This window comes from Paenibacillus bouchesdurhonensis (genome assembly GCF_900155685.1).
In the GTDB taxonomy this organism is placed as follows: domain Bacteria; phylum Bacillota; class Bacilli; order Paenibacillales; family Paenibacillaceae; genus Fontibacillus; species Fontibacillus bouchesdurhonensis.
In genome coordinates, this window is the sequence record NZ_LT732548.1 from 2,923,400 (window position 1) to 2,945,962 (window position 22,563).

General features: G+C 47.7%; 1 protein-coding gene. It reads left to right on the forward strand.

What is annotated here, in order from left to right; genetic code table 11:
• Positions 1-12: 12 nt before the first annotated feature.
• Positions 13-22,539: an SDR family NAD(P)-dependent oxidoreductase gene (locus CZ379_RS17445; RefSeq protein WP_110932791.1), complete on the forward strand. Its 22,527-nt coding sequence runs from the start codon at positions 13-15 to the stop codon at positions 22,537-22,539.
• Positions 22,540-22,563 lie beyond the last annotated feature (24 nt).

The following is a 22,563-nucleotide window of genomic DNA, read 5'->3' on the forward strand; positions in this document are numbered from 1 at the left end:
GTCAATGAAACTGTGAAAGTTAATAGCGAAGATTATATTCGTTTGGAACGCGCTTATCATACTATTCTGAGCTTAGAGCAGAAGTTAGAAACGTCGAAACTGGGAGCATCCGCCGAGCCCGTCGCGGTGATAGGGATGGCGTGCAAATTTCCCGGCATGATCGACAACCCTCTTGATTACTTTAGGATGTTGTCTCAAGGCAAGGATGTCGTAGGGGATATTCCCGATGAACGCTGGAATTTTAATGAATACGACAGCGAGCTGAAAAGCAAGATTTATTGCCGAAAAGGCGGATTTATATCTGAACCTTATCATTTTGATCCGCTGCATTTCAATATTTCTCCGATGGAAGCGGAATTTATGGATCCGCAGCAGCGTTTGTTTCTGGAAAACTGCTGGGGAGCAATTGAAGATGCCGGTTATACGCCTGAGAGATTAGATAATGTTCGCTGTGGCGTATACGCAGGTGTTGTAAGCAATGATTATTATACCTATCTGGATTCTATTCCGCATAAACCCGAGCCATATGAAGTAATAGGCAATTATTCTTCAATGCTATCGGCTAGGATTGCATACTTCTTAAATTTGAAAGGGCCTGCTATTACGTTGGACACGGCGTGCTCGTCCTCGCTTGTTGCGATTCATACAGCATGCAAAGCAATCCAAAATGGCGATAGCGATATGGCCTTAGCAGGAGGAGTCACGCTTTATGTGACTCCTCGTCCTTATTTATTAATGTGCGAATCCATGATGCTATCAAAGAGCGGAAGTGGATTTGCCTTCGACGAACGGGCCGACGGTTTCATCCCTGGCGAGGGCTGCGGGGTCGTCTTGTTAAAAGCATTAAGCAAGGCTGTACGGGATGGAGACCAGATTTATGGTGTCATTCGCGGCACCGGCATTAATCAAGACGGCAAATCCAATGGCATTACAGCGCCAAATGCGCTTGCACAAACCGAGCTTCAACTGGATGTATTGAAACGGTTCGGGTTGAATCCGGAACAAATTACCTACGTAGAGGCACATGGCACGGGAACGGAGCTTGGGGATCCGATTGAGCTGGAGGCGCTGACGAACGCGTTCTCTAAATTCACAAATAAAAAACAATATTGCGCCATCGGCTCGGTCAAAAACAATATGGGACATTTACAAGCGGCGGCTGGGGTCGCGTCATTAATTAAAGTGTTGTTGGGAATGAAATATGAATGTATATTCCCGACGATTCATTTCGAAAAGTCAAACCCGCATATTGATTTTCCTAAGACTCCTTTTTATGTAAATACATCATTGCAGGAATGGGTGACAGCGGGCGCTCAGCCTAGAATGGCGGCGATTAATTCATTTGGTTTTAGCGGAACTAATGCACATATGATTGTAGAGGAATACAGGCAGGATGAGAAAGCGGAACCTGCTTCATATTCGGTTCAACCAACCTTGTTTTTGATACCGATTTCAGCGCAGAATGATCAGACGCTACATACATATGTACAAGAGCTTCGTGATTTTGTTCATGCATCCGAACAAGATGTTACGGTACACAAAGAGTTGTGCGACCAGATCGTGGAAATGATGGCTACGCATCTTCATGTCTCAGTCAATGAAATCGATGTCTTTACAGATTGGGATCTGCTTGGACTTGAGCCTGCAGAACTGCAGCGCCTGTTGCTGGAAATCAATAACAAGCTGGGCATATCGTTTGCCTTGAATGACCTGGTGAACTTGAAGAACATTTCTATGCTTGTCGAGCAAGCTGTTCAAACCAAGGAGCTCGGCGCTCCTTCAACTTTTCTTGCCAATGTGGCATACACTTTTCAAACCGGTCGTATTGCGATGAAGACAAGACAATTGTTCATATCTCGATCGACTAAGGAATTGATTAAGCAATGTGATGCTTTTTTAGGAGGAGAAGCTGTTCATTATCCTACAAGCTTGCCTTCTGAAATTGCAGCCTGCAAACAAGCCTGGGAATCAGGCGAACATTCAGTACAATGGCAAGACCTTTACGATAATATGACTTTAATGCCGAAGCGAATTTCAGCGCCGACTTACCCGTTTACTAAGCAGGAATATAGGCTCAAGCCCGAAACGCGCATTAATAGCTCTAGCCTCACGAAAATAAACGAGACCATTAGGTTCGAGCATCGGATCACGAACAGCGGTAGGAGCAAGAACGGCCACCAGGTGAACCAGGTCGAAATTGTGTCAGGGGCTTATATATTGCATTTAATGCTGCAAACAGCTAATGAGGTATTAGGCGAAGGGATAAATTGTCTAGAGCAGGTTCATTTCAAAGCTCCCATTTATAACGAAAACGAGAAGATGGTCTGCGTGGAGCTGCGGAGTCGAATAGATAGCCAATCGGCCGAGTGTCTGGTTTTGGATATGGACTCGCCGCATCAACAAGCATACAGTATAGCTGAGCTCTACAAGAAGCCGAACGATGAGACCCTGACTGAGGTGCGTCTACCGGATTCCTCAGAAGCGGTTCAAATGTTTGAGCGCGATACATGGTATTCCTTTGTAGCGGAGCAAGGCTTTACCTACGGTGATCTGTACCGCACTGTAGAGAAGATTGAGGTATTTAAAGATGAAGCCGTGGCTACAATTGCTGCATCACCGCAATTTGCGGATAAAGAGGGACATAGCTTTGGATTTGATCCATATCTTATTGATGGAGCAATTCAGCCGGTTATCGCACTGATAAAGGGTGATTTTTCTGATCAGGCTATGCTTTTGCCTCATAACATTGAATCGCTGCGCCTTTACCGTCCATTGCCTCGCCGATTTACTAGTTATATGAAACGCACCAACACAATACAAGAAGCTTTACATTCATGGCGTTGTTATATTGATCTAACAGTATTGGATGCTGAAAACCAGATCATCCTGCAGTTGAAACAGCTTGTCGTGCGTGTGATCACAAAAACAGAGCAGGCGTTGGTTAGCGGTGGCTTAAAGGAAGGCAGTGAAGTGACTAAATCGGAAATTTGTGTTGCCACTGTAAGGATGGAAACCAAGGAACGCACGAAATCCAAGCAATTGGAGGCTATCCAACAATATTTAATCCAGTCGCTTGCTGATTTGCTCAAAGTAAGCGCGAGCAGAATTGAGCTGGACAAGTCGTTTCCAAACTATGGCCTTGATTCGTTCCTCTCTTTGAAGTGGATGTCGGTGCTGGAAAGCGAATTTGGCAATCTGCCCAAAACGATTCTTTTTGAGCATTTCGATATTGTCAAGTTAAGTCATTTCCTGCAAGACCATTGTCCAGACAAGTTTGCTCCAGTTGACGATTCCAGTTTAGAGGATCCCTGCGAGATTGAGTCTCAGTCAGTTATACTGGAAACCGAACAAAATCGACAACAGCAGGCGATGCTGATCAGTGAGCAAGATTTGCCTATGTATCCGGATGAGAAAAATTACATTGACAATATTATCGCTTGCTATGGGATGGAAGGCTTGGCGATAGCGCGAAAGGATATAGCTCCGCAAATATTTGTTGGCGCTAATCGTAAGAGCTTCTTCTATGTAGCCGAGAGAAATGGAATTGTCTTGGCCTTTCTGTATCACGGGCAAGAGGCGGGGCTTAGTGAACTCGCCCATGAACTCACTGAGTATGTTAACCGATCTGGCAAGCAAGTAGTTTTTCTATTGGAACAAAGGCTAGAAGCGATCAAGGATAGACCAATCGGGGCTGTGGAGATTGGTGTGCTCCAACGCTTGGAACGGCTTCCGCTGGATTTGAAAGGGAAGAAGTACAGGCATTTGCGCTATGCGATATCCAATTTTGAGAAATCAGGCGATTGCCGAGTCGAAGAATACCAAATGCATAGTGACTTTGAAATAGATCGTCGCATTGTTTCCATCATTGATGCATGGAGCAGCACAAAGCAAATGGTGAATCCGTATATCAATAAGGTGAGGGAGCAAATTACTACCCGGAGCTTCCCAAGTATGTATCGTTGCTTCCTTACTTATCTTAACCACGAGCTCGTAAATATTGTGATTATTACACCTGTACCTTCTCGTGGAGGTTATTTAATGGATTTGGAGTTTTATCCAGCTACGATGCCCCTAGGTGGACTGGAGTATGCAATCCTCCATATTTATAAGCAGCTTCTTAAGGAAGGGGCTACTTTTTTGAGTCTCGGGGCTACCTTTGGTGTAGCGAGTGCCCCGGAAGCAAATTCAGATTCGCTTTGGGAAGAAGGCTTGTCTGAACTGTGGGAGCAAGGCATATTTAACGGAAGCGGCAACTATCAATTCAAAAACAAGTTCAGAACAGAGAACTGTCCGCTATACTTGCAACGGTTTACGGATACGGCACCGCCTAGTATCCTCGATATAATTATGTTCATCGCTAATCCCGTAGGCGTATCAGAGTCCATCCAAGCAATCGACGATGAAGTGCTGGCACGATACGATTACAATACTTTATTTGTACCGCATGACAAGGTGGCTTATGATTTGCTTACAGATTCTTGGTCTGAGCTTCCTTGGACTAGTAACCAGGCAGTGAAGAATCAAACTCAGGTTAAATCATGTACAGAGGCAGAGCTCATTCAGCGCTTGAGGGATTACTTCCCTTTCCCATATGTTTTGCCGGTTTCTTCCGGCCGCGAAGCAGAGGGGCTGTTGTTTGGCGCACTGCCGAAGACCAAGCCAATGATTGCTCAGAACATAATGTTCCCTACAACCGTGCATCACCAAGTGGAGAATGGCTTCCACCCTATAGAAATTCCGGTTACACCCATATCTGCATTGGAGGGGGCGGCAGACAGGGCTCATCTGGATCTTGGTCGTTTGCAAGAATTGCTTCATGCAGGCAATACAGCCTACGTCGCTGTGGAAATTGAGAACAATGCTGCCGGCGGGGCAGCGGTCACCTTGGAGCATCTAAAGGAAATTCGCAGTCTATGCGACAAAACCCACACTTCCTTAATCCTGGATGCCACTCGAGTGTTGGAAAATGCTCTTATGGCAACAAAGCAGGGTTTGACGCCGACAAGCGATTGGGCTCCGGCATTAGAAGCTGCACAGCAAATGCTAAAACTGGCTGATTATGTGGTCGCCAGCTTAACGAAAGACTATGGAAGCCCAATTGGCGGCATAGTGGCTGTTCGCGATGAGGAAACCTTCGAGAAGATGGCCCAGCGGGCTGCCGCTGAAAATCATAGCCTGACTGAAGCCGAGAGGATCATGCTGCATCGCGCACTTTCGGATACAAATAAAGTAGTGGATCAGGCAGCGAAGAGAGTGGAGCTTGTTCAAAAATTAGGGATGCAGTTAAAGTCTATATTGCCTATCGTTTTCCCGATCGGCGGTCATTGCTTGCTGATTGATGTGAAGCAAATAAAAGGTTTGGCGGAGGTGAACTATCCCGCACAAGCCTTTTTGAATTGGCTGTACTTAACAACAGGAATACGGGGAGGCGTTCATTGCGGCGGTACTGTGCCAAGACAAGCCAATCAACTGGTTCGTTTAGCTATTCCTGTAGGTATGAGCGAGCAGGAGATTCAGGATATCGCGGATCGGCTGATTAGGGCATGGGTTCAAGAAAAAAACTGGAGGGATCTAGAGGCCATCCATGAAGATTCGGGTATGTATGGCGTCGCCAAGAACCGTTATCGCTTAAGAGCTTCGGCTCATACGGAGGCCTCCTCCAAGCCGTTTGAAGCACAACGCACAGCGGAAGGGCCAGCTGCCGACAAAGAGGACGATGCGCATCTAGTCGCCATTATAGGAATGAGCGGACGTTATCCCCAAGCAGACAATTTGGAGCAGTTCTGGACGAACCTGGTCAATGGCCAGGATGCGATTAGTGAAATTCAAGGGGATCGCTGGAAACTGGAGCTTTTTTACGATGTGGATAAGAAGAAAGTTGGAGCGAATCCATGCAAATGGGGAGGCTTTCTCCAGAATGTCGATCAATTCGATCCGCAATTTTTCCAAATCACTCCGGTTGAAGCAGAGAAGATGGATCCGCAGCAGCGGCTGTTTCTCCAGACCGCCTGGCATGCCGTAGAAGATGCGGGTTATGCGCTAAGCGATCTGTTGAAGCAAACAAACCATAATGTCGGTGTCTTTGCCGGTGCGACTTGGTCGGAATACAGCTATTTAGCTGATGCAGATCAAGGGTTTTATCCGGAGGTGAACCTGGGCTCCATTGCGACACGGGTCGCTTATCACCTGGGCTTCCAAGGCCCCGTCATGACCGTGGATACACACTGCTCTTCATCGTTGTCGGCCATCTATCTTGCCTATGAATCTATCAAAAATGGCACTTGCAAAGCGGCTATTGCCGGTGGGGTCAACTTATCCCTGCATCCAAATAAATACCAGTTTGCTAAATACTTTTTGTCTCCGACGGGCAGATGCCACAGTTTTGGGGCGAACGGGGACGGTTACGTTCCGGGAGAAGGCGTAGGCGCTATCTTGTTAAAGCCGCTTAAGGATGCCGTGGCGGCGAAGGATCACATTTACGGTGTTATTCGTTCAGTGCGGATGCGTCACGCGGGCAAGACTGCCGGGGTTCACGTTCCGAACCCGAAGAGCCAGGCTGAGTTAATTCAAGAAACGTTGGAGCAAGCTCGCATTCATCCAGAGACTTTAAGCTATGTGGAAGCGCATGGAACGGGGACGGATTTGGGGGATCCGATTGAGATTGAAGGACTCACCCAAGCGTTTCGCCAATTTACAGATAAGAAGCAATATTGCGCCATTGGATCAGTCAAATCAAACATTGGCCATGCGGAGGCGGCGGCCGGTATCTCGCAAATGACGAAAGTGCTGCTTCAATTCAAGCATAAGAAGCTGGTTCCGTCTTTGCATTCGAAGGCGCTTAATCCGAACATCGACTTTACGAATACGCCCTTCTACGTTCAGCAAGAGGTTAGCGATTGGCTCTTGCCAAAATTCGATTCGCAGCCTAGACGAGCGGCTATCAGCTCCTTTGGAGCGGGCGGAGTGAACTGCCATTGTATCGTGGAGGAATATACGTCAAAGGCATTAAGCACATCTGTAGTGAATGAAGTAAATCAACAGCGGGTATTTCCGTTGTCCGCCAAGAGCAAGACTGCTTTAGCGGAATATGTGAAAGCTTTGCTCGGGTATATAAAGCAGGCGGGACAAGATGCTGCTCTAACAGATATCGCTTACACGCTACAGATTGGAAGGGAAGCCTTTAACGAACGGATCGTTTTTATCGCCTCAAGCCATGGAGAGCTAGCGGATCTCTGCTCTTGTTATCTGGACGGAGGGAAGAATGCTCAAATGGTTGTTGGTTCACGTTCAAGTAAGGGACGAACATCAGATGCTCCTGTATTGATTTCAGGGGAGACGATCGAGCGTGCTGCTTCCTTGTGGTGCGAGGGAGGCGCAGTGAATTGGCAGGAATGCAAGGGATTTGAAGCGGGAAGACGGATTTCGCTGCCAGTGTACCCATTTGCGAAAGAGCGCTATTGGGCTCCTGGCACAACAACTACTGCCGGGGAAGCTAAAAATATGTTCCTAACCGATGAAGCCATAACAGCTGACCCGGGATCAAGCAACGACAGTGTTGTGTATTACCGTAGAGCCTTGACTCCCTTGGAGACACCATTGAACCGCAACCAGCAAAAAACAAACACTCTCGTAATTGTCTTTGCAAACGATCCGGATTGGGTTCAACAGCTAAAACGAGAAGGCTATACCCCGATCCTAGTCTCGAAGGGAAAACACTTTGAGCGCCATGCGCCGGATCGTTTTATTATCGATCCTTATGTTTTAGCGCATTATGAGGCAGTCTGGAGTTCGCTTTTTACAGAAGATTCAGGAGCGAACGCCCAAGTGCTTTATTTATGGGGCAATGAAGCTAAGGAGCAAGAATGGGAGCGCTATACCAAGGAGTTGATACATCCTCTGCTGCCTCTTTGCACTTCCTTGAATAAGCATGCTTTAAAGAAGCCGATATCTATGGTTTACGGGTATGTATCGGATGACAGTGAAACAAATCTGTTTCAGCATGCGTTAGAGGCATTCTTCAAAACCATTCATCTTGAAAACCATCATTTGCGATTTAAATTGGTAGATATAGATGAAAGGACAAGTTTTGAGAGAAATGTAATAGAAGAACTGCAAGATGATATTGAGAACGTACAAGTCGTCAAATATCGCAAACAGCGGCGGTACACTTCATATTATGAGGAGTTCCAAGCGGATACAAAGCTTCGAAGTGAAGACGGGGTTCTTCGTACAGCTGGCGTGTATATTGTTACTGGAGGCATTGGTGGAGTCGGATATTTAATTAGTCAATTTTTAGCTTCTACCAAGCAAGCAAGACTAGTACTGACAGGAAGGACTCCAAACGACGCCAACATCGATAATAAGATTGCGGAGCTAAGACGATTAGGCGCCTCAGCCATCTACATGCAGACTGACGTATCTCGACGGGAGGAAGTGCAGAGCCTTATACTCGCAGTAAAGCAAGCCTATGGAGAAATTCATGGCATACTTCATTGTGCAGGAGTATTGCGCGATGCGTACTTTATACAAAAAACCCCTGAACAATTCGACGAGGTTGCAGCGGTTAAAATACTCGGTACGGTTTATTTGGATGAATACACTTCGAACGAGCCGCTCGATCTGTTTTGTTTGTTCTCTTCCTTATCATCTGTGTCAGGGAATATAGGGCAATGCGATTATTCGTTTAGTAATAGCTTTATGGATCAATATGCCGGCTATCGCGAGCGCTTACGTCAACAAAATCAACGTTATGGACAAAGCGTTTCATTGAATTGGCCCCTTTGGGAAGATGGCGGTATGCGTATTCCTGAGACAAAGAAGGCTCTTCTATATGAGCAGACAGGGCTAAGGGGGTTGTCTACAGAGGCGGGGATTGAGGCTTTTGTACAAGCAATTCACTCCGGATACAACCAAGTGCTTGTCACAGTGGGAGATCGGGAGATGATCAAGCACACGCTGCTTGGAGGCATGCAAAAGATGGAGCTTGAAGCGGATGCAGAAATACTCCAGAGCCCTTCTAATGAATCAGAGGAGGCGGAAGCATTCATTTGCGATCTGATTAAAGGCTGGATCGTGCAATGCACCAAGCTTCCAGATTACAGAATTGATATCCATACCCGCTTTGAAGAATATGGGCTGGATTCGATCATGATTGAGCATTTGATTGGCGAGCTGGAGCAGTATTTTGGTAAAATTTCACCTACTTTATTATTTGAATATCAGACCATTGCGGAGCTGGCGCAATTTTTGGCAGCCAGTCGACCCGAAGCGCTTCGAAACCATTTCAAGAGCAGCAGTTCAGTAAATGTTGGTACAGAAAATGTGCCAGTTGTGGCTTCTGCCGCCCAAGAAATTGCAGTTGCCGATCCAGAGGAGGCTGCAGGTAAAGAATCAGAAGAAATCGCGATCATCGGAGTCAGCGGAGCGTATCCTAAAGCCGGCAATCTGGAAGCGTTTTGGACGAATCTTGAGCAGGGCATAGATTGTGTAACCGAGGTTCCCCAGGAACGATGGGATTGGCGGGACTACTACGATCAGGATCCAACCCAAGCAAGCAACGGGAAGATCTATTGCAAATGGGGAGGATTCTTGGACGATGTTGACCGTTTTGATCCTCTGTTGTTTCAAATATCGCCTAAAGAAGCTGAGACGATGGATCCTCAGGAGCGCCTATTCCTTCAATGCGTTTGGGACTTAATGGAGCATAATGGCTATACAAGAGAGGGGCTGGCCAAGAAGCTTCCGAGAGATAAGGGAGCTGATGTCGGAGTTTATGTGGGGGTTACCACAAACAGCTATCAACTGCTCGGCCATGAACAATGGGAGAAGGGGAGCTCTATCGTTCCGACTTCCCTCCCTTGGTCGATACCGAATCGGGTGTCTTATTTTTATAATTTTAACGGCCCGAGCATTCCAGTAGACACGGCCTGCTCGTCCTCTTTGGTTGCCATTCATATGGCCTGCGAAAGCCTTAGAAACAAGGAGTGCAAAATGGCCATAGCGGGCGGAGTCAATCTTTATTTCCATCCGTCCAAATATTTGGCGATGTGCCAGCTTGGAATGCTTTCAAAGACAGGCAAATGCCATGCGTTTGGCGATCAAGCAGACGGTTTTGTGCCTGGCGAGGGGATCGGCGCTGTGCTGCTTAAGCCGCTGAAACAGGCGGAAGAAGACGGTGACGAGATCTGGGGAATTATTAAAGGAACGTCGATCAATCACGGGGGGCGAACGAACGGATACAAAGTTCCAAGTCCGCACTCTCAAGCGATGCTCATCAAAAAGGCTATAGAGCAAGCACAAATAGACCCTTCGACGATTAATTATCTTGAAGCTCATGGAACAGGTACGAGTCTGGGGGATCCTATTGAAATAGAAGGATTGACTCAAGCCTACCGAGAGTATTCCGTTGATCATCAATATTGCTCTATCGGTTCAGTCAAATCCAACATCGGACATGCTGAATCAGCCGCAGGCATTGCTAGTCTCACTAAGGTACTGCTCCAAATGAAGCATAAAAAGCTTGTACCGTCCTTGCATGCCAATCAGTTGAACAAACATATTGCTTTTGAAGATACGCCTTTCAAGGTACAAACTGAAAGCGAGACATGGCACCCAGTACGAGAGGGTCAGCCGTTGCGGGCCGCTATCAGCTCCTTTGGGGCTGGAGGAGTGAATGCACATTTGATTCTGGAGAGCTATGCGGCCTCTAAAGAAAAATACAAACCCATCGAAAGCGATCTGTCTCGCGGAGAGGAGAGTATGAAGCCAGAGCATATATTTATTTATTCCGCGCGAAATAAAGAGCGGCTGGATGCGCTGCTAGAGCAACACCTGGATTGGCTATGCATGCAGCCGTCTGGCGAGGTTAGCTTAGAGGACTTATCGTATACGCTTCTATGTAGCCGAGAGGAAATGGAAGAGCGTATAGCATTCGTCGCCTTCAGTCAAGAATCGCTGAAAGAATCGCTTCGCTCCCACTTGAACGGCTGGTCACTGCCAATCGGGTGCGCAGTTTTTGCTGGGAATAAACATGATCGAAATAAGCAAGAGCACCCATTAAGCGACAGACGCCGCAAGGAGTTAATAAGGAGCCTGCTCTTGAATCACGAGCTAAAACAAGCCGCTGCGTTTTGGGTTGCCGGGGAGACATTAGATTGGTCGGTATTGTTTGAAGGCCGTAAACCCCGAAAACAGAGCTTGCCTACTTATGTGCCGGCACGTGATAGCTACTGGGTTACGCCAAAGGAGAAGCAGCCATTGCTCTGCCTTACAGCCGATTGGATTGCTTGTGATGTACCCAGTGGCGAATCTTCTGCTGTAAGTCGCTCGGAGCACCACATTATGCTGGTAGGAACGAAAGCGCAGGCGCGTTACTGGCCCGTGTTCGAGCAGCATTATGAGAGTAGTCGTATCACGAAAGTGTATTTAAGCAATCGCAATTATTGCGTCAATCCGAATCATTTTGAAGTGGACATTACTATGGGGGAGCCTGATTTTTCTATCGTGGCTACGCCGCAGGCTGTAGATACGATCTACTTTATGGGCGGTATGAGTGACGAAGTAAATTCAGGCTCCATGGAGCAAACTTACGAGCAAAAGCACAATGAAGGCGCCTTGGCCTTGATCGGCTTGATTAAGGTATTTCATGACAGCTGCACTTTAAAGGTGGTTACAAGCGGCAGTATGCCGGTGCCCGGTTACGAATTCTGCTTTGATAATATCCACGCCTCTGCGATAGCGGGAATAACCAAAACTATTCCGTTAGAGTTTCCTGCGGTAAATGTGATGCACATAGACCTTCAGTTTGCTCATAATGATATTCGCACTGAATCGGAGACGACCGAAGAGTTATTAACTGCGATGAAGGAAACTTATAATGCGGATTATCCTTATGTTGCTTACCGCAGTGGGAAGCGTTATCGGCGAGCGCTGATTAAAGCTGAATTGGGCAAGCAAGAGGCATTTGAGCCTGTGATTAAAGCGCACGGGACTTATCTTGTCCTTGGAGGCAGCGGAGGGATCGGATTTGAAATCTCGAAGTTTTTGGCTAAGCGCTATGGCGCAAGGCTCATCCTCGTAGGAAGAAGTCCGATGAATTTAGAGAAGCAAGCCCAGCTGGACTTATTGAATCGTCTAGGGGCAGGAGCAGCCTACCTGGAGGCGAATCTGCGGCAAACCGACGATACGTTGCAGCGGATTCGGGAACTATCAAAAAGCTACGGTACCATTGATGGGGTGATTCACTCTGCAGCAGATGTTGAGAATAGCCTACTCAGAAATATGACGCCAGACGTTTACCATCGTGTTGTAGGCATTCAAGCCACAAGCTGCGATCTCTTAAAGCAGATTCATCTTACGCTTGGCGTTAACAACTTTATTGTGTTTTCTTCGGCTGCGAGCTTCTTTGGAAGCCAAGGGGGGGCTAATTACTGCGCTTCAAATACGCTTAAGGATATGTTTGCGGCTGTATTCGCTAAGCAATACGGGGTAAACGTACGGGTGATCAACTGGGGTTTATGGGGTCAAGTCGGTCTAGGCAAGGCTTTTGATAAAGTGCTGCAGCAAAAATTTCGTTCGGTCGTACCGATTGAGCCCGAGGAGGGGCTGCGAGCATTTCAGCGAATCGCTTCCGCGGATATAATTCAGGTTATGGCGACGACTGCCAGCGATCAATTTATCCGAAGTGAAACGGATTATTATGGGCCGAGGCAAAATGCAAAGACGCCTTTGCGACAGGAGACGCATGACAAATTAGAAGATCAACAGACAACACGGGGACAAATGTCCATGAAAGAACAGCTTATGCAGCGTTTAAAAGCAACTGCAGCTGCTTGCTTAAAGCTCGATCCTTCGTATATCCACGATAGGGTGCATTTGGGTGATTACGGCATGGATTCCATTGTCGGCGTTGCCATACTTGAGGAGCTTAAGAAGTGGCTGCCTGATTTGCCATCGACACTGATGTATGAGTATTTCACGGTGGAATCTTTGGCTGACTATTTGTTAAACGAGTATGCCGATGAAGTGAAGCGAATGTACGCCGCCGATACTTCCACTAAACATACCGCTGCTATTGTCCAGTCAGTAAAGCCTGCTCCCGTAGCCGCAGCGATCGAGGATTCATCGGAAGTGGAAGCTGTTGAGCAGGACATTGCAATCATTGGCATAGCAGGCGTCTATCCGCAGGCTAAGGATCTTCGAGAGTTTTGGATAAATCTATTAAATGGTGCGGATTGTGTAACTGAGGTTCCGGCTGATCGTTGGAATTCGGATCATTATGCGAATAACGGTTCGATTTATTGCAAATGGGGCGGATTTGTGGATCAACCAGATTTATTCGATCCGCTATTCTTTCAAATATCGCCCAAAGAAGCAAAGGGGATGGATCCACAGGAAAGGCTGTTTCTACAGATAGCTGCTCAAACCTTTGCTAATGCCGGTTATTCAAAAGCAAGCTTAGGAGGGCGAAAGGTCGGCGTCTTTGTTGGCGTAACGAATAACACCTATCAATTGATCGGCGTGGAGCAATGGGATCATGCCTCAAACGAGGATATTCCGAATTCGCAGCCGTGGTCAATTCCGAACCGGGTATCGTTCCTATACAATTTGACGGGGCCAAGCGCCCCTGTCGATACAGCCTGCTCCTCTTCGTTAACGGCGCTGCATCTGGCCTGTGACAGCATTCGCAACGGCGACTCGGAGATGGCTTTAGTCGGCGGAGTTAACTTATATCTTCACCCGTACAAATACAGCGGTCTTTGCCAGATGAAAATGCTGTCGCCAACAGGACAATGCCGAGCGTTTAATGATGAAGCCAACGGCTTTGTCCCTGGCGAGGGGGCAGGGGCAGTGCTAATCAAGCCATTGGACAAAGCGCTGTTGGACGGGGATTACATCTACGGGGTTGTAAAAGCGACCTCAGTAAATCATGGTGGGCGAACCAATGGCTATACTGTACCGAATCCGCATGCCCAGGCAGCTTTAATCGAGGATGCGCTAAAGAAAGGGAATATCGATCCGCGCACTATTACTTATGTTGAAGCACATGGGACAGGAACGGTTCTAGGCGATCCGATTGAGATTAGCGGGCTTACGAATGCTTTTAAGAAACATACCTCGGATAAGCAGTACTGCGCGATCGGCTCAGTGAAAACTAATGTGGGCCATTTGGAGGCGGCAAGCGGGATCATCGGCTTAACCAAAATCTTACTTCAAATGAAGCATCAGACCTTAGTTCCTACGCTCTATCACGAGCCTGTAAATTCTCGCATTCGTTTTGAAGAAACGCCTTTTTATTTGCAAAAACAAGTAGAGGCATGGAGAAGGCCGACACTCAATGTCAATGGGGAGGAAGTCATGTATCCAAGAAGAGCTGGAATTAGCTCATTCGGCGCAGGGGGCGCCAACGCCCATGCGATTATTGAAGAGTATTTGCCAGGGAAATACTCGGATGGCGGTGGTGAACGGAAGCATATTGTACCGTTGTCTGCAAAAAGCTCAGAGCAACTGCAGACGTTAGCGAAGAATCTCATTAATGATCTCCATGACAAGCTGGCTTCAGGGGAAGCGGATGTGACTTTGGAGAGGATAGCCTACACGCTGCAGATTGGCAGGGATTCGATGGAGGAGCGTCTTGCAATCGTAGCAACCAACATGGAGGAGCTTACCGACAAGTTGAACCAATATGTTCAGGGCGCTGCAGCGGAAGAAAGCGGTATATTTCAAGGGAAGACCCAGCGCCATACCCATGCTAACGAGCGGATTATATTGGATGACACAAAGATGGAGGCCGCCGCTAAGGCATGGGTTCAAGGCGCCGAGCTTCAATGGGAATTGAGCTACACTAAGCCATATCCAGTGAAGCTTCCGCTTCCTGCTTGTCCATTCTCTCTGAACAGCTACTGGCTAAAGCCTGCTGCTCGGAAGAAAGAGCAGGCTTCCACCGGCATGCAGCCCACCGCTATGCCGCATCCGATTCTTCAGAAGCAGCAGCCCGAGAAAGGCCGCATTCGCTTCAGCGGACAATTTACGGGCGAGGAGATGTTTATCAGTCAGCACCAGGTACAAGGCAGCCTTGTTTTCCCGGGAGCCGCATTTCTTGAAATGGCGTATAAAGCGGCTTGTATATCATCGGATGTAGAGCCGCTGCTATTGAGTCAGGTAACTTTTATTCAACCGTTGATCGTCAGCAATGGCCAAGTAACTGCAGAGCTTACCCTAGAGCGAAATTCCAAGAAGGCAGGGTTTGAAATTCATTCTGCAAGCAGTGAACATGATGCAGTCAAACACGTTCAAGGCGAGATCGTGTACGGGAGTTCAGTTGATATTTCCGGGTTATACGAAGATGTTGATCTGCAGGAGATGATGCTTAACGCGGTCAGCTTCGACAAGGAGCAGATTTATGCATACTATCGACAACTGGGAATCGATTATGGTACCGCTTTTCAAAGCATTAGCAGGTTATATGTCCGAAATAACCATATTCTTGGGGAGCTTGCGCCTCCTAAAGAGGTAGATCAAACGATAGAGCTATATGAGATGCACCCTGCTTTATTGGACGGGGCTCTCCAGTGTATGATCGCCTACGGGTTGATTGGGCACTCACAGGGGATGCAGTTGCCATTTTATATACGGGAGCTTCAAATCTTGCAGCGTAGTAAGCAATGGAAATATGTTTACATTGCTCCTTCAGCCGATAAGGGTTATGCGTATAATATTTGCATCCTGGATGAGAGAGGGGTGCCGGTAGTCAGTATATCGGATTTTACGGTACGCCCACTCCTGGAGACAGACCAAGAGATCCTTGCTGAGGATGACCCGATATCCAAGAAGCAGACTGAGGGAACGGCTCATCACGGTGCGCAATTAGCGGCAGACTCTAGCCTGTTACAATTTATGTCTGATCAGATCAAGATAAAAATCGCCACTATTCTTGAATGGAATATGGATGATATTGACAATGACACGGAGCTTGGAGATTACGGCTTTGATTCGTTGTCTTTTACCTATCTTGCCGATCAGTTGAATGAGGATTTTCAAACCGATGTTTCGCCGGCTTTATTTTTCCAATATGCTACAGTCCGCAGGCTGGCGGAATATTTGGTGGAAGCTTATCCACTTCATGATGCCGTGCGGCAAACCGCGACTGCCGACGAGGCGCTCAACCATACAGCCGCCAATCCGCTTGAAGCGTGGGACAGCCGGTCAGAGATCAAACCTGAGAAAACGACTGCCCATGCAGAATTAGGCCCGGAAAAAAAGTCGCCCGGCAGTGAACCCAGCGGACGTAGCGATTTTCCAGTGGCGGTTGTCGGGATGGCTGGACGGATGCCGCAGTCCAAAACGCTTGAGCAGTTCTGGGAGCATCTGAAGGCAGGTCGCGATCTCGTTACTGAAGTCCCAATGGAACGATGGGATTGGCGTGAATATTACGGCGATCCGATTCAAGAAAAGAATAAAACGAAGGCCAAGTGGGGCGGGTTTGTCAACGATATTGATAAGTTTGATGCTCGTTTCTTCAAGATTGCTGCTAGGGAAGCAGAGCTTATGGACCCTCAGCAGAGGTGTATGCTCGAGCTGGCATGGCACACGATTGAGCACGCGGGCTACAGCATGGCATCGCTTTCCGGTTCTAGGACTGGCGTATTTGTCGGGGTTGCTGCAAACACAGATTATAACGATCTGATCAATCGGGAAGCCGAAGAAACAGAGGCTTATCAGTCTACAGGTGTTGCTATTTCGGTTCTTGTCAACCGAATCTCTTATATGTTTAACTGGCACGGACCCAGCGAACCGATTGATACCGCGTGTTCCAGCTCGTTAGTAGCAATACATCGGGCAGTAGAATCACTGCGAAGCGGGGAATGCGATATGGCTCTGGCCGGGGGAGTCCAGCTTATACTAAGCCCACGGGGGGCCATTTCATTCAGCAAATCCGGTATGCTAAGCCCGGACGGCCGCTGCAAAACATTCGATGAATCAGCCAACGGTTATGTTCGCAGCGAAGGAATGGGTTTAGTGCTCCTAAAGCCGTTGGCGGAGGCCATGCTAAACGGCGACCAGATCTACGGAGTTATTCGGGGAACAGCCGTAAATCACGGGGGCAAAGGTAATTCAATTACATCTCCGAATCCGAACGCCCAAGCCGAAGTCATCATGAAGGCTATCGAGAAGGCGGGCATTGATGTTGATTCAATCAGCTACATCGAGGCTCACGGCACCGGCACTCAGCTAGGGGATCCTGTAGAAATTAACGGATTGAAGCAAGCCTTTGAAACATTGGCACATGTGCAAGGCAAAGGCCAGCTGTCAGTTGGATCCTGCGGTATTGGCTCTGTGAAAACAAATGTAGGCCATATGGAGACGGCCGCCGGAATGGCTAGCTTGTTTAAGGTGCTGTTCTCTCTACAGCATCAAGAGCTTCCACCTAATGTTCATTATCGAGAGCGCAATCCGCAGATTCAACTGGAAGGCAGCCCGTTTTATATTTTAGACCGCTTGCAGCCATGGACCCAAAGCTCGAAGGCGATAGCGGACGGCAGCCCTAGGAGAGCGGGGATTAGTTCGTTTGGCTTTGGTGGAGCGAATGCCCATCTTGTAATAGAAGAATATATCAATGATCGGGAAGCAGATGCTTCTATAGAAGACACCCAGACAGAGCATTTAATCGTACTGTCTGCTAAAGACCGCAACCGCCTCCGTGTGAAAGCGGAGCAATTGGCTGATTACCTGGAAAGCTATATGAGCGCACCGCCTCAAACGCATTCCTACGAGGCTATGAAGCTGGAGCTGCTGGAGCAGATGGGGAAGATTCTCTCTGTATCTTCAGCAGAGATAGAACTCCATGGCGATTTGCTTGATATGGGTTTTGATCAGATGAGCTTGTATCAGCTGATCAGGAAAGTGGAGGAACGATATGAAGTAAGCCTGCAATTTAAGCAGCTGTTCGAAATGAAGACACCCGTGCAAATCATTAATGAATTGTACAGAAAAATAGGGGGCAAGGCTTCCTCCGAGCCGGGCGGCCTTTGTTTAGCTTCTGTAGCCTATACGCTTCAAGTAGGGCGCGATCCGATGGAAGAGCGTGCCTGCTGGATTGTCACGAATATGCGACAGCTAATCCAGGAACTGCGGAGCTATTGTGCGAATAACACGACTCGATTCGCGGGTAGTGTCTCCAAGACAGGCAATCGGATTGTTGAAGCGCTTGAAATCAAGGTACGGAAGGCGTTGGATTCTAAGGACTACCTTCACCTTGCAGACCTTTGGATACAAGGAGCAGGCATAGATTGGGAACGCTTGTATGACGGCAACAAGGCGATAAGACGTTTGGCGCTGCCCGGATACCCTTTCCATAGGACGCCATATTGGTTTCAGTCAAGCAAAACCATCCAATCAGAGAGCGCAGAGGGGCAGAGGATCACTATATTACTAGATCCGTCAGACCGGGAAGACTTTGCTTACATGCTGGACTTGGATCAGGTGTATGCAAATTTTGCAGATCATGTAGTAGGCGAACATATTGTATTGCCAGGAGCAATGTATTTTCAAATCGTTTATGCAGCAATTGAACAAAAAGGTCGCAGCATCGAACAGGAAGGTCGCAGCATCGAACAGGAATTGACGCAGCTGTTCTGGCTGCAACCTTACACGTACTGTAATAACGGTTTAGGAAATCGCCTATATATCGGCTGGACAGACACCGAGTCAGGGGAGACGAGAGTCAAGCTTTCTTCTTTTGGGGATACAGGGCGACAGGATCACTTTCAGACTACGATACGATGGAGAGAGCAAAGACCAAGCATTGTGGAACATTCTATTCGTTCGATTCAACAGCGCTGCAAGTCAAACGTTAGTATTTCTAAGCTATACGCTCGTTTTCAGGCAAACGGACTTTGCTACGGTCCGACCTATCAAACTGTCGTTAGCCTTAGCAGCGGAGGCCAGGAAGCAATAGCCGAGCTTGTATTGAATGATCTTCCCACAAAAGCCTGGCATTGCCCGCCTTCGATAATTGACGGCGCATTTCAATCCCTAGCGGCTGCCGGCGCGTGGAATGGTGAATCTGGAACGTATTTGCCCTTTTCGGTGAAACGCGTATGCTTCTATAAGCCAGTACCGCCATCGTGCTATGCCTATATTCGCGAAAAAGGTAAGAACGGCAAGCTGATGGTGTTTGATATTCAGTTCATTCATTCGGAAGATCATACCGTCATTGCAGAATTTGAAGATTTTGGCTTAAAGCCGTATATGCAATTTGAAGCGGATATCGATACGTCCTTTTTTATTCCTGAATGGCAGCCATGCGCTATTTCCGAGGCAGCGAATACGCCGGGGCAATTTATGCCGGTTCTCGTTGTCGATTCGATGGGCAAGCTGAGTGACTCACTGGCTGATCTGGAGGATGCACGATGGCTTCAGGCAAATCTTACGGATTACAAGCAGCTTGAGCAGGCTCTGCAGTCAATTATTCAAGATGGATTAGAGAGCTTGTCCATCGTTATTCATCCTGAGTCAGATTTTGAAGCAGTTAACGGCTATCCGGCCTATGAAGGGATGCAAAATCTAATTCAATTTTTGCTCAAATCATATTATAAGCTGCCTGTCAGGTTTGTTTACTTATACGGATCCGGAGATGAATATATTGCGCACCGGGCTTTAGCAAGCTTCGGCAGAACGGCTGCATTGGAGAATCAGCAGTTTACTTTTTGCTTTATAAGTTATGACGACCTGAGTACCGTGCCTTTACAAGCGGAAGTACGGAGCAATTTGAGTCAGGGATGCGTAGAGATGAAGTACGAAGGGAATGTAAGGCTGATTCGGCAGCTACGAGAGATGAAAATCGACAGCCATCTCGCGTTGACGCAGTCAAAGCTCAAGCAGGGCGGCACTTATCTTTTTACTGGAGGAAACGGAGGCTTGGGCGTACTGTTTGCCACTTATGCGCTAGCCAAATACCAAATCAATGCGGTTATTGTCGCCCGTTCCGCTGTTACGCCTGATGTCATGACTCAGTTAGAGGAAGCAGCAAAGCTTGGCGGTACTGTTCGTTGTTACAGGGCAGACGTATCCAAGGAAGAAGAGATAAAGCGCTGCATGGCGCAAGTCAAAGACGATTACGGAAGTATTGAGGGGGTTTTTCATTTTGCTGGAGTCTTGAATGATTCGTTCCTATTTAGAAAGACGATGAGTGAGGCGGCGAATGTGTTGGATCCTAAAATTCGGGGCATCCATAATTTGGATCGTTTTACTCTCGGAGAAGAGCTGGAATTGTTCGTTGTTTTTTCATCCATTACAGGGATTACCGGCAACCAAGGACAGGCAGATTACGCCTATGCCAATCGGTACATGGACGAATTTATTCAGCTGAAAAATCAGAGGGATAGAGCCAATGGGATGGCTTGCAAAAGTTATTCTATCAATTGGCCGCTTTGGGAGCATGGGGGCATGCAGGTAAAAGATGCCGTCAAACAAAAATTGCAAAGCGACAATGGACTTGAAGTCCTGCAGGAACGTCATGGCTTGGACATATTTGAGATGGTTCTTGCTGCGGGCTGGGAGCAAGTATTGCCCCTTCGGGGGAATAAAGAACGAATCAAGCAGTCGCTCGAAGCGTTGCAGCTGCTACAAACAGCAGACGCTAATTCAGAGCCGTCCTTCTTGAAGGAAGCCTCGGAGCAGTTAATGACCGCTCAACACGAATCGGAGCAGTCACTCCTGGTGAACCTGCAGCGTTTATTCAGCGAGATATTAAAAATGGATATGGATGAGCTCGATGTCACCGAGGACTTGGAGATGTACGGTTTCGACTCTATGATGATGGTGGAAGTATTAAGCCGAATGGAGGCCGAGTACGATGTTGTTCTGGAACCTAGCGCAATCAATCAATATAAAACACTCCAAGCGCTGTCGCGGCACTTGTCCACACAGCTTGACATTGCGGTAAACAATACGGAAAAGGCACCTCAATTCAAGCCGCGAGCAATTGAGCGAGAAGCGATTTCTGGTATGCAAGTTGCTAGGAGCTCTGCTGACGCAATAGACGATATGGAAGGAAAAATCGCGGTGATTGGTATGGCTTGTCGTTTTCCACAATCGGATAATCTAGAGCAATACTGGGACAATTTGTTAAAAGGAAAAGATTTGATATCAGAAGTTCCCAAGAACCGCTGGAATGTAGAGCACTATTACGATCCGGATCGCCAACGCAAGGATTCCACTTATTCGAAGTGGGGGGGCTTTCTATCGGATATCGACAAGTTTGACCCCGGCTACTGGGGGATACCGGACGAGGTCGCATTGGTAATGGATCCTCAGCACCGCATCATCCTTGAGCTGGTAGAAGAGCTGTGGAGCCGCTCCGGTTACCTTAAGGAAGAAGTGAGAGGAAAATCAGTTGGAGTCTTCATCGGCGGAGCTGAAAGCTCTTACTTAAAAAACAACTTGGATAAAGTGCCGTCAGAGTCCATGAAGCATATTGTTGTCAATACAATTTCAAATATGATGGCGGCTCGGGTGTCCGATACGTATGATTTGCGAGGCCCTTCATTGACTTTGGACACCGCATGCTCCTCCTCGCTGGTATCGATTAATGAGGCGTGCTCGCAATTATTGAACGGGTCATGTGAAATGGCGATTGCGGGAGGCGTCCAAGTGCTGTTGGATCCAATCGACCATATTGGCATGAGCCAAGCAGGCGTACTTTCACCGAGCAAGCATGCTTATGTTTTTGATGAGCGGGCTGAGGGGATTGTCATCGGCGAGGGAGCCGGGGTTGTGTTGCTTAAGCCTTTGAAGAAGGCAGTGGAGAACGGGGATCGAATTCAAGCGGTAATATTGGGCTCTGCCGTGAATAATGATGGTCATACGATGGGGTTAACGACACCGAATATCGAAGGGCAAAAAAGTGTTATTCGGCAAGCTCTTCGTAACAGCGCTATTTCGCCCGATTCGATTTCGTATTACGAGGCGCACGGGACAGGCACCTTACTAGGCGACCCGATTGAAATTCGCGCAGCCAGCCAGCTTTACCGCGAATTAACAAGCGATGTCCAGTATTGCGGCGTGGGATCGGTTAAAGCCAACATGGGTCATTTGCTGCGTGCTGCCGGCATAGGCAGCTTCATTAAAGCGGTATTGGCTGTTCAGCATGGAGTCATGCCCAAATCAATTCATTGCGAAAAGCCGCATCCGCGATTCCAGTTTAAGCAATCGCCTTTCTATCCGGTTATGGAAAGCAAAGCCTGGGAAGGAATCAACGGAAAGAGAAGATCGGCAATTTCTTCCTTCGGCTTCGGCGGAACGAACTGTCATATGATTATTGAAAACTTCACCGGGGAGCATTTTCCCGGCTATTTATTGCAAAGACAGCCGCTCCAGCCACCCAATTTCAATAAAAAGGTGTATTGGCTGGGGAAGAGCGCGGTAGAAGAGCAGGAGCACTTTTACAAGCGCTTGTTAGCGCAACTTCAAAGCGGAGATATTACGCCAGAGCAAGCGCTGCAAATGGAATTGCAAGCGCTCAAAGGGGAGTTTGTGTGATAAATGGATAAGTATAAAATTTTC